The organism is Kosakonia sp. Marseille-Q7440, assembly GCF_965119485.1.
This window is the reverse complement of record NZ_CBCPLT010000002.1, coordinates 1,326,902-1,338,880: the sequence shown is the minus strand read 5'-3', so window position 1 is coordinate 1,338,880 and position 11,979 is coordinate 1,326,902. Positions and strand designations below refer to the sequence as shown.

Genomic DNA, 11,979 nt, shown 5'->3' with positions numbered 1-11,979 from the left:
ACTTTAAATATGTATGTTCAGAAGGATGCCATTATGCTCGACGCTCAGACCATCGCCACCGTTAAATCCACCCTCCCGCTACTCGCCGCAACCGGGCCGAAACTGACCGCTCACTTCTACGATCGGATGTTTCAACACAACCCCGAGTTGAAAGAGATTTTCAATATGAGCAATCAGCGCAACGGCGATCAGCGTGAAGCGCTGTTTAACGCCATTGCCGCTTACGCCGCGAATATTGATAATCTCGCCGCCCTGCTCCCCGCCGTTGAAAAAATTGCCCAGAAGCACACCAGCTTCCAGATCCAGCCGCAGCAATATGACATCGTCGGCGAACACCTGCTGGCGACCATTGATGAGATGTTCCAGCCGGGGCAAGAGGTGCTGGATGCGTGGGGCGAAGCTTATGGTGTGCTGGCGGGCGTGTTTATCAATCGTGAAGCGGAGATTTACCGCGAGCACGCCGATAAAAAAGGCGGCTGGGAAGGGACACGCGCGTTCCGCCTGGTGGAGCGAGTGCCGCGCAGCGCGCTGATCACCAGTTTTGAGTTCGAGCCGGTCGACGGCCAGCCGGTCGCCGATTACCGTCCGGGTCAGTACCTTGCCGTGTGGCTGAAGCCGGAAGGCTTTCCCCATCAGGAGATCCGCCAGTACTCTCTCACCCGCGAGCCAAACGGCAAAAGCTACCGTATTGCGGTGAAACGCGAAGAGGGCGGTCAGGTCTCAAACTGGCTGCATGATGAAGCGAAGCCTGGCGATATTGTTTATCTTGCTGCGCCGGCCGGTGATTTCTTCCTGGATGTGAAGCCGCGGACACCGGTATCGCTTATCTCCGCAGGCGTGGGTCAGACGCCGATGCTGGCGATGCTGCATCATCTGGCGTACAGACATCACCGCGCGCAGGTTAACTGGTTCCATGCAGCGGAAAACGGCGATGTGCATGCCTTTACCGATGAGGTAAGCGAGCTGGGTGCCAACCTGCCGCACTTTTATCAGCATGTCTGGTATCGCCAGCCAAACGCAGCGGATGAGCAGGCCGAGCTGTTTAACAGCACCGGGCTGATGGCGCTTACGGAGATGAAAGATCGGCTGAGCGACGGGGAGATGCAGTTTTATCTCTGCGGGCCGGTGGCGTTTATGCAGTTTGCGGCAAAACAGCTGGTGACGCTTGGTGTGGGAAGCGATCGCATTCACTATGAGTGCTTCGGCCCGCACAAGGTGCTGTAAGCAAGATGCCCTCACCGTGCGCGGTGAGGGCGAAAAATCAGATGGCGGCGTCGTCTTCTTCACCGGTACGAATACGTACCACGCGCGCGACGTCAAAGACGAAGATTTTGCCGTCGCCGATTTTACCGGTCTGCGCGGTACGGATAATGGTATCGACGCAGGTGTCGACAATGTCGTCGCCCACCACGATCTCAATCTTCACCTTCGGCAGAAAATCCACCATATACTCTGCGCCACGGTAGAGTTCGGTGTGGCCTTTCTGGCGACCAAAACCCTTCACTTCCGTTACCGTCATCCCGGTGATGCCGACTTCAGCCAGCGCTTCACGCACATCATCCAGTTTGAAAGGTTTAATAATCGCATCAATCTTTTTCATGGTCGTTCCTTACACGCTCTTGCCAGTCTGCTGCATCGTAATCGGTTGCTCACAGTACCATAATCATTTCGCCTTTACTCTTTAAAGTCATTGGCATCCAGTTCATGGCGGGAGAGGAGTTTGTAAAACTCGGTGCGGTTGCGCCCCGCCATCCGCGCGGCGTGCGTCACGTTGCCTTTGGTGATTTGCAGCAGCTTGCGCAGGTAGTTGAGTTCGAACTGGTTACGCGCTTCGACAAAGGTCGGCAACGCGGTGTTCTCCCCTTCCAGCGCCTGCTCGACCAGCGCATCGCTGATCACCGGCGACGAGGTGAGCGCCACACACTGCTCAATCACGTTCACCAGCTGGCGCACGTTACCGGGCCAGCTGGCGGTCATCAGCCGCTTCATCGCATCGGTGGAAAAGGCGCGCACAAACGGCTTATGGCGGTCCGCCGACTGGCGCAGCAGGTGGTTGGCAAGCAGAGGAATATCCTCCGCGCGCTCCGCCAGCGCCGGGATCTTCAGGCTGACCACGTTCAGGCGATAGTAGAGATCTTCACGAAACTCGCCGCGCGCCATCGCCTTTGGCAGATCGCGGTGCGTGGCCGAAATAATGCGCACATTGATATCGATATCGCGGTTGCTGCCGAGCGGGCGCACCTTGCGCTCCTGTAATACGCGCAGCAGTTTGACCTGTAACGGGATCGGCATATCGCCAATCTCATCAAGAAACAGCGTCCCGCCCTCTGCCGCCTGAAACAGCCCTTCGCGGCTGCTTACCGCGCCGGTAAAAGCCCCGCGCGCGTGACCAAAGAGTTCAGACTCCAGCAGCTGCTCCGGCAGCGCGCCGCAGTTGATGGCGATAAAGGCGTTTTTACTGCGCGGGCTGGCGTTGTGGATCGCCTGCGCCAGCACCTCTTTACCGGTGCCGCTCTGGCCGTTAATCAGCACGCTGACATCGGACTGCGCCACCATCCGCGCCTGTTCAAGCAGGCGCAACATCAGTGGGCTGCGGGTGACAATGGTTTCACGCCACTGATCGTCGCTGGCGGAGCCGCTGTGCTCCAGCGCATCGTCGATGGCCTTATAGAGCGCGTCTTTATCCACCGGCTTGGTAAGAAAGCTGAAAACCCCCTGCTGCGTGGCGGCAACGGCATCGGGGATTGAGCCGTGCGCGGTGAGGATAATCACCGGCATCCCCGGCTGCAGGCGCTGGATCTCGGCAAAAAGCTGCATGCCATCCATCTCATCCATGCGCAGGTCGCTTATCACCAGATCGACTTTCTCACGCGCGAGAATACGTAACCCCTCCTGCCCGCTTTCGGCGGTGACAATGCTGTAGCCTTCGCTGGTCAGGCGCAGCCCGAGCAGTTTCAGCAGGCCCGGATCGTCATCCACCAGCAGCAGATGCGCCGGTTTGCGATTAGTCATGGTTTCGCCTCCTGCTGATCGGCGTCGCTTTTCGCCGGATGTGCGCTGTCCGGCATATCGGCTGGTGCCGGTTTGCGAATGGAGAGACGCCGTTCAATGTCGGTGAGGTTTTCCAGCTTGCGGGTGGTGGTATCAAGCTGCTCATGCAGGAATTGCTGCTGGGCGCGCAGTTTGTCGAGCTCGCTGTCGGCGGATTGCTGCAATTTCGTGTAGCGGCTGCGCTCTTCGGCTAACTGTAGCTGTGCTTTTTCGCCATCGCGCCAGAGCTCAAACAGCGGGCGCACCTGCGCCGGGATCGACGGGCTTAAGGCATCGAGACGATCGGTATAGTCACGGCGCTCAAGGGGGGTAATTTTGGCATTGGAGAGCAAAATACCGCGGCGGAATGTTGCCTGCCAGGTATTGTCCGACCATGCACGCGCTTCCGCGCGCGCAGCCGCGGGCGATAAACGCTGGGCACAATCCATGCCGCGCAGCCAGAACAGCGGGTTGCTGTCGACACTCTGCCCTGACAGGGTCCAGATATCATTGCAATCCGTTAATAAAAAGTCGGCCAGTTGGCGATCGGGAAGCTGCGGTTTTTTATTGTCATGAATAGCGCTTTGCGGCGTTTGCGTCACGCAGCCTGCCAGTAGCAAGCAAGGAAGCGCGCGCAGCCAGCCCGATTGCTGTGTCATCGCGTTGACCACGCGGGAAAAGAGATGCGACATACTCACCAGATTTATATTCATTGCGTTGATTTTTCCGGCGCGACAAGCGGTAGCTCAATACGGAAACAGACATCGTCCTTGCTGTCCGTTACCAGATGCAGTTCACCCTGCATTCTGCGGATACAGTCTCTGGCGATGCTCAACCCCAGCCCGCTGCCTTTAACGGCGCCTTTGCGTTGGTGGCTTCCCTGAAAGAAGGGCTCAAAAATCATCTCGCGCTCCGCCTCGGGGATCGGGGTGCCGGTATTCGCTACGTCAATGCGCAACCGTGCGCCGGTACTATAACTGTGGAGACGAATGGTACCGGATTCAGCCCCATAGTGCACCGCGTTGGAGTAAAGATTATCCAGCACGCTCATCAGCAGCATCGGCTCGGCCTGGCAGGTTGTCGCATCGAGCGCGATTTCGGTATGCATCATTTTAGCTCGCGCTGGCAGGCTGTGCGCGGAGAGCACCATCTCCACCAGCGGTGCCAGCTCCACCACCTCTAGCTCGACCGATCCACCGGCCAGTTTGCGGTTGTAATCCAGCAGCTGTTCAATCAATTTTTGCAGGTTACGGCTGCTGGCATCGAGGATCTCAACCACCTCTTTCTGCTCCGGCGAAAGCGGCCCGACCACCTGGTCAGCAAGCAGTTCGGTGCCTTCACGCATGCTGGCAAGCGGCGTTTTCAGCTCATGGGAGATATGGCGTAAAAACTGGTGGCGCTGCGACTCAAGCCACGCCAGCCGTTCGCTCAGCCAGATAATACGCTCGCCGACGTAGCGCAGCTCGCGTGGGCCGCTAAACACCACGCTTTGCGCCAGTGGCCGCCCCTCCCCCAGCCGGTTAATCATCCGCTCGATGCCCTTCACCGGGCCGATAATCATGCGGGTAAAGAGCAGCATCAGCGCCAGGCTGACTAAAAAGAGCACCAGCGCCTGCCAGCCGAAGAACTGGCCGCGCTCGGCGATCTCCAGCTGGAGCTGCTGACCGCGGGAGAAGACCACGGCGCGGGTCGACTGCACCATCTCCGTATTCGCCGCCGCAAACGCCTCCAGCTGCGCAGAGGCGGCAGGTGATGGGCCGCTGTTGGCGCACTGCAACTGAGCGAGATCGTTCAGATCCTGGCGCAGCGCTTGGTAGAGTCTGTCATCGGGTAAAACACCGGCATGGGCCTCCAGCATCTCGCTGTAGCGCTTGCGCTGATTCTGATAGACCCGCTCAAGGGTGGCGTCATCCAGCACGCAGTACTGGCGGTAGCTGCGCTCCATCTCCAGCGCGGCGTTGGTCATCGCTTCACTGCGGCGGGCGTCAATCAGCGTCGTGCGGTTAGTTAACAGGGCCTGGGCGCTGAGCGCATTGAGGCTCTGCCAGGCTTGCCAGGCTAACACCAGCAGCGGCAGTAAAATAAGCAGGAACGCCATCATAACCAGTTGACGTAAGGAGCGGGGAAAAGCGGGCCAGCGTTTCAAGGCGGTACTCTCGCAGGATAAGGTACAGAGATGCTAGCTGAGTGACGGGGTAAAGAACAACAAAGCCGGGCAAAAGCCCGGCTTTGTTATGTAATTAGGCGGTGCCTAACTCGACGTTTCGCCCGATGTCTGATAAAGCTACGCAATGATCAGCAGGTGGACGGCAGGCACCTTTAAGTGCGTCATTCGAAAGTTTATGTAGCGCGTCCCGAAGGGGCTGACATAAGAGGGTGAATGAGCCACTGGCTATAATTATGCACGTATTATGCCAGGTTGCCACGAAATATTTTAAAATGTTGATTATCATCATATTTATTATTATTTTCGGCTTTTGTGAAGTGTGCAACATTTCATCACCCTGTCGCTATTTAGCAACACTCCCTCGGCTCATAAATTATCACTATTAAAATCAAACAGATAAATGTCTCCTTTTAGAGACAGTAATAATCCTCTGATGTCGGGAAAAGCCGACACTTTTAACGCCTGATCAAAAAAGCCCTCTTCCCGGTTAAGGAAGAGGGCCTGTTTTACTGCCGTACTGGATTAGCCGAGCTGCTTACGCGCGTTGCGGAAGATACGCATCCACGGGCTATCTTCGCCCCAGTTTTCCGGGTGCCAGGAGTTGGCAACGGTGCGGAAAACACGCTCCGGGTGCGGCATCATAATGGTCACGCGCCCGCTTTCGCTGGTCACCGAGGTGATACCGTTCGGTGAGCCGTTCGGGTTCGCCGGGTAGCGCTCGGTCACGCTGCCGCTGTTATCGACATAGCGCAGCGCCACCAGCCCTTTGCTTTCGAGCTGTGCCAGATGGGCGGCATCACGCACTTCGACACGCCCTTCACCGTGCGAGACGGCGATAGGCATATGCGACCCGACCATGCCATTGAGCAGCAGTGACGGGCTTTGCGTTACTTCCACCAGGCTGAAACGCGCCTCGAAGCGATCGGAGTGGTTACGCACAAAGCGCGGCCACAGTTCGCTGCCCGGAATCAACTCACGCAGGTTCGACATCATCTGGCAGCCGTTACAGACACCCAGCGCCAGAGTTTGCGGACGGTGGAAGAAGGTTTCGAACTCGTCGCGCACACGCTCATTAAAGAGAATTGATTTTGCCCAGCCTTCGCCCGCGCCCAGCACGTCGCCATAAGAGAAGCCGCCGCAGGCGACCAGCGCATGGAAGTTCTCCAGCCCGCTGCGTCCGGCCAGCAGATCGCTCATATGTACATCAACTGCGTCAAACCCGGCGCGGTGGAACGCCGCTGCCATCTCAACGTGGGAGTTGACGCCCTGCTCACGCAGCACAGCGACTTTCGGCCGCGCGCCGGTGGCAATAAACGGTGCCGCGATATCCTCATTGATATCAAACGTCAGTTTGACGTTGAGGCCCGGATCGCTGTCGTTGGCTTTCGCCTCGTGCTCCTGATCCGCGCACTCCGGGTTATCGCGCAGGCGCTGCATCTGCCAGGTGGTTTCCGCCCACCACATACGCAGCGTGGTGCGGCTTTCGCTGAACACCGGCTGCCCGTCCGCTTCAATCACAAAGCGATCGCCTTCGACCGCACGGCCAAGATAGTGCACAACATCGCTTAAACCGTAGGCCGCCAGCACGCTCTCAACCGCCTCGCGGTCGGCTGCGCGCACCTGAATCACCGCGCCCAGCTCTTCATTAAACAGCGCCGCCAGACGATCGTTGCCCAGCGCGGCGATATCGACATTCACGCCGCAGTGGCCGGTAAAGGCCATCTCTGCCAGCGTCACCAGCAGGCCGCCGTCGGAGCGGTCGTGGTAGGCCAGCAGTTTTCTCTCTGCCACCAGCGCCTGAATCGCGTCATAGAAGCCTTTCAGCTGTTCGACGTTACGCACATCCGCCGGTTTGTCGCCCAGTTGGCGGTAAACCTGCGCCAGCGCCGTTGCGCCGAGCGCGTTGCTGCCCTTGCCGAGGTCGATTAACAGCAGGGCGTTGTCGTCGGTTGAGAGCTGCGGCGTCACGGTATGGCGCACATCTTCAACGCGGGCAAAGGCGGTGATCACCAGCGACAGCGGCGACGTCATTTCGCACTGCTCGCTCCCCTCCTGCCAGCGGGTCTTCATCGACATCGAGTCTTTACCCACCGGAATGGTCAGGCCGAGCGCCGGACACAGCTCTTCGCCCACCGCTTTCACCGCCGCATAGAGACCGGCGTCTTCACCCGGGTGACCAGCCGCGGCCATCCAGTTGGCGGAGAGTTTGATGCGTTTGATATCGCCGATGTGCGTCGCCGCGATGTTGGTCAACGCTTCGCCGACTGCCAGCCGCGCCGAGGCGGCAAAGTCTAGCAGCGCCACCGGAGCGCGTTCGCCGAGCGCCATCGCTTCACCGTAGTAGCTGTCCAGGCTGGCGGTGGTTACCGCGCAGTTGGCAACCGGGATCTGCCACGGGCCGACCATCTGATCGCGCGCCACCATACCGGTAACCGTACGGTCGCCGATGGTGACAAGGAAGGTTTTCTCCGCCACGGTCGGCAGGTGCAGCACGCGGTTTACCGCGTCAGCCACGGTAATACCGTGAGTATTGAAGCTGTCGCCGGTCGCCTGGCGAGTCGCCACATCGCGCGTCATCTTCGGCGTTTTACCGAGCAGCACATCCAGCGGCATATCGATTGGCTGGTTGTCGAAGTGGCTGTCGTTCAGCGTTAAGTGCTGCTCTTCGGTCGCGTCGCCAATCACCGCATAAGGCGCGCGCTCGCGGCGGCAGAGTTCGTCGAACAGCGGCAGTTGATCCGCCGCCACCGCCAGCACGTAACGCTCCTGGGATTCGTTACACCAGATCTCCAGCGGGCTCATGCCCGGTTCGTCGCTGAGAATATCGCGCAGCTCGAAACGACCGCCGCGACCGCCGTCGCTCACCAGCTCCGGCATGGCGTTAGAGAGACCGCCCGCGCCGACATCGTGAATAAAGAGGATCGGGTTGGCTTCGCCCAGCTGCCAGCAGCGGTCAATCACCTCCTGGCAACGACGCTCCATCTCCGGGTTATCGCGCTGCACCGAAGCGAAGTCGAGATCGGCATCGGACTGACCAGACGCCATTGACGAGGCTGCACCGCCGCCAAGACCGATATTCATCGCCGGGCCGCCAAGCACGATCAGCTTGGCGCCAACCACGATCTCGCCCTTCTGCACATGATCTTCACGGATGTTGCCGATCCCGCCTGCCAGCATGATCGGCTTGTGGTAACCGCGCAGCTCTTCGCCGTTGTGGCTGTTGACCTTCTCTTCATAGGTACGGAAGTAGCCATTCAGCGCCGGACGGCCAAATTCGTTGTTGAATGCTGCGCCGCCCAGCGGGCCGTCGGTCATGATATCGAGCGCGGTAACGATGCGCTCCGGCTTGCCGAAATCCTCTTCCCACGGCTGCTCGAAGCCGGGAATACGCAGGTTAGAGACGGAGAAGCCGACCAGACCCGCTTTCGGCTTCGCGCCGCGCCCGGTCGCGCCTTCATCGCGGATCTCGCCGCCGGAGCCGGTTGCTGCGCCCGGCCATGGTGAAATGGCGGTCGGGTGGTTGTGCGTCTCCACCTTCATCAAAATATGGGTCGGCTCCTGGTGGAAATCGTAGCGACCTTCAGCGCGATCGGCGTAGAAACGACCAACCGCGGAACCTTCCATCACCGCCGCGTTATCTTTGTAGGCAGAGAGCACAAAGTCCGGCGTCTTCTCGAAGGTGTTTTTAATCATTTTGAACAGCGACTTCGGCTGCGGCTGCCCGTCAATCACCCAGTCGGCGTTAAAGATCTTGTGACGGCAGTGCTCCGAGTTAGCCTGGGCAAACATATAGAGTTCGATATCGTTCGGGTTGCGCCCCAGGCGCGTAAAGGCGTCGTGCAGGTAATCGATCTCATCTTCCGCCAGCGCGAGGCCGAGACGCAGGTTGGCGTCGATCAGTGCCTGGCGGCCTTCGCCCAGCAGATCCACGCTCTGTACCGGCGCGGGCTGGTGGTGCTCAAACAGACGCGCGGCGTCCGCTTCAGCGTTAAATACGCTCTCCATCATGCGGTCATGCAGCTGAGCCGCCACCTCTTGCCACTGGGCGTCGGTCAGGCTGGCGGCTTCAACGTAGTACGCCACGCCGCGCTCAAGGCGGTTGATCTTTTCCAGACCGCAGTTGTGGGCGATGTCGGTAGCTTTGGATGACCAGGGAGAGATGGTGCCGGGACGAGGAGTGACGAGCAGTAATTTTCCGGTTGGGGTGTGGCTGCTGAGGCTGGGACCATATTTCAGCAGGCGCTGGAGCCGGGCGTACTCTTCTTCGCTGAGCGCCGCGTTGAGGTCGGCGAAGTGAGTATATTCGGCATAAATATTGCTCACCGGCAGGTTGGTGGCCTGAAACCGCGCCAGCAGTTTGTTAATACGGAATGCGGACAGGGCAGGCGAACCACGCAGAATTTCCATCATAAGTCTCTCGTCTTCGATTACGAAGCGTCGGGGACGCTTAAAGTGTGCACCAGGGGAAAACGGGCGTCATTATAGAGAATCCTGACGTCCGACGAAACCGTTTGCGTGGAAATAAAAAGCGCTGGCGATTTTTAGCAATAGCTGTGGCCGAATGCTGTAATTTGTTGCCAACTGCCGTTTTGTTACGCAGAATGCCGCTTAATCAGCAGCAACCCCCTTGCTGTGATTGCGAAAACCTTTTGAGGCAAAGTACGGCGCAGAGAATTAACTCCTTGAAAAGATTTCAGATTAATTATCTGCTCATCGGCATTGTCACCCTGCTGCTGGCAGCGGCGCTGTGGCCATCAGTCCCCTGGTTTGGCAAAGCCGATAACCGCATCGCGGCTATCCAGGCGCGCGGGGAGCTGCGCGTCAGTACCATTTCGACGCCGCTTACTTACACCTCTATTAACGGCAAAAATTACGGCCTCGATTACGAGCTGGCGCAACAGTTTGCCGACTACCTCGGCGTGAAACTCAAAATCACCGTGCGCCAGAACATCAGCCAGCTTTTTGACGACCTCGATCACGACAACGCCGATATGCTCGCCGCCGGGCTGGTCTATAACAATGAGCGCGTCAAAAGCTACCAGACCGGGCCGGTCTACTACTCCGTTTCTCAACAGCTGGTCTATCGCGTCGGCAGCTATCGCCCGCGCACGCTGGCGGAAGTGAATGAGAGCCAGTTGACCATTGCCCCCGGGCATGTCGCGCTGGACGATCTGCGCGAGATAAAAGAGAAGAAGTACCCTAATCTCAGCTGGAAGGTGGATGAAAAACTCGGCACTACCTCCCTGCTTCAGCAAGTGGTCGACGGCAAACTGAGTTATACCGTCGCCGATTCGGTGGCGATCAGCCTCTTCCAGCGCGTTCACCCGGAGCTGGCGGTGGCGCTCGATATCTCTGATGAACAGCCCGTCACCTGGTTTAGCAAGCGCGACGACGACAATACGCTCTCGGCGGCGATGCTCGATTTCTTCAACACCATTAATGGCGAGGGGATCCTCGCGAGGCTCGAAGAGAAGTATCTCGGGCATGGCGATGGCTTTGATTATGTTGATACCCGCGCCTTTTTACGCGCCGTTGATAGCGTGCTGCCAGAGTTGCAGCCGCTGTTTGAGAAGTATGCGCAGCAGATCGACTGGAAGCTGTTAGCGGCAATTTCCTATCAGGAGTCCCACTGGGACACGCAGGCCACCTCCCCGACGGGCGTACGCGGGCTAATGATGTTGACCCGCAATACGGCGCAGAGCCTCGGGCTGAGCGACAGAACCGATGCCGAGCAGAGCATCAGCGGCGGCGCGCGCTACTTGCAGGATATGATGAGCAAAGTGCCGGATAGCGTGCCGCAGGATGAGAAGATCTGGTATGCGCTGGCGGCCTACAACATGGGTTATGCGCATATGCTTGATGCCCGTGCGCTGACGGTGAAGACCAAAGGTAATCCGGATAGCTGGGCCGATGTGAAACAGCGCCTGCCGCTGTTAAGCCAGAAGGCCTACTACAGCAAATTACGCTACGGCTATGCCCGCGGATATCAGGCGTATGCCTACGTCGAGAATATCCGCAAATATGAGATTAGCCTGGTGGGTTATCTGCTGGAGAAAGAGAAGGCGCTCGCCACAACGCTCAAGCTGGCGCAGAGCTACCCGGCGGTGTCGAGCGCCGAGCTTGATCAGCCGACCTATGGCGTGTTGCCCTTCAGCGCGCTGACCGTCGACGAGGCGTTTGGTCACCATTCGGTTTTACCGCAGGATACGCTGCAACTGAAGGTTAACCGCTGATTAAGTTGCCGGATGGCGCTGCGCTTATCCGGCCTACAAAATCCCGACCCACTGTAACCGCTCCTGTAGGCCTGATAAGGCGGAGCCGCCATCAGGCATTGCCCGCCGGATGGCGCTGCGCTTATCCGGCCTACAAAACCCCGACCCACTGTAACCGCTCCTGTAGGCCTGATAAGGCGGAGCCGCCATCAGGCATTGCCCGCCGGATGGCGCTGCGCTTATCCGGCCTACAAAATCCCGACCAACTGTAACCGCTCCCGTAGGCCTGATAAGGCGGAGCCGCCATCAGGCATTGTTTGCCGGATGGCGCTACGCTTATCCGGCCTACAAAATCCCGACCAACTGTAACCGCTCCCGTAGGCCTGATAAGGCGGAGCCGCCATCAGGCATTGTTTGCCGGATGGCGCTACGCTTATCCGGCCTACAAAACCCCGACCAACTGTAACCGCTCCCGTAGGCCTGATAAGGCAAAGCCGCCATCAGGCATTGCCCGCCGGATGGCGCTACGCTTATCCGGCCTACAAAACCCCAACCAACTGTAACCGCTCC

At 58.7% G+C, this 11,979-nt stretch carries 7 protein-coding genes; 2 read left to right on the top strand and 5 right to left on the bottom strand.

The features are described from left to right. The first annotated feature begins 33 nt into the window (after positions 1-33). Positions 34-1,224 carry an NO-inducible flavohemoprotein gene (gene hmpA / locus ACWPW2_RS20180; RefSeq protein ID WP_454124969.1) on the top strand — a complete coding sequence of 397 codons (1,191 nt, stop codon included), beginning with the start codon at positions 34-36 and terminating at the stop codon, positions 1,222-1,224. A gap of 37 nt (positions 1,225-1,261) precedes the next feature. Here the strand turns inward: hmpA and glnB are convergent, their stop codons facing one another. The 5 genes from glnB to purL all read right to left on the bottom strand — a co-directional run bounded on the left by glnB (position 1,262) and on the right by purL (position 9,550). Then, a complete protein-coding gene (glnB, locus tag ACWPW2_RS20175; protein WP_023481188.1) occupies positions 1,262-1,600 on the bottom strand; it encodes a nitrogen regulatory protein P-II in 339 nt (112 codons plus the stop codon). A gap of 74 nt (positions 1,601-1,674) precedes the next feature. Next, positions 1,675-3,012, bottom strand: a complete 1,338-nt coding sequence (gene glrR, locus ACWPW2_RS20170) for a two-component system response regulator GlrR (protein ID WP_023481176.1) — start codon at positions 3,010-3,012, stop codon at positions 1,675-1,677. Then, positions 3,009-3,743 (bottom strand): two-component system QseEF-associated lipoprotein QseG, encoded by a 735-nt coding sequence (qseG, locus tag ACWPW2_RS20165; RefSeq protein ID WP_454124966.1) that lies wholly within the window; start codon positions 3,741-3,743, stop codon positions 3,009-3,011. Before qseG ends, glrR begins: the two co-directional genes overlap by 4 nt. Next, entirely contained in the window at positions 3,740-5,176 is a 1,437-nt protein-coding gene (qseE, locus tag ACWPW2_RS20160; protein ID WP_454124964.1) for a two component system sensor histidine kinase QseE/GlrK, read from the bottom strand. The genes qseG and qseE overlap by 4 nt, the downstream gene beginning before the upstream one ends. A 543-nt stretch (positions 5,177-5,719) precedes the next feature. Next, positions 5,720-9,550, bottom strand: a complete 3,831-nt coding sequence (gene purL / locus ACWPW2_RS20155; protein ID WP_454125293.1) for a phosphoribosylformylglycinamidine synthase — start codon at positions 9,548-9,550, stop codon at positions 5,720-5,722. A 248-nt stretch (positions 9,551-9,798) separates the two neighbouring features. Here purL and mltF point away from each other — a divergent pair, with 248 nt between their 5' ends. Then, a complete protein-coding gene (gene mltF, locus ACWPW2_RS20150; RefSeq protein ID WP_161629348.1) occupies positions 9,799-11,430 on the top strand; it encodes a membrane-bound lytic murein transglycosylase MltF in 1,632 nt (543 codons plus the stop codon). The last annotated feature ends 549 nt before the right edge of the window (positions 11,431-11,979 follow it).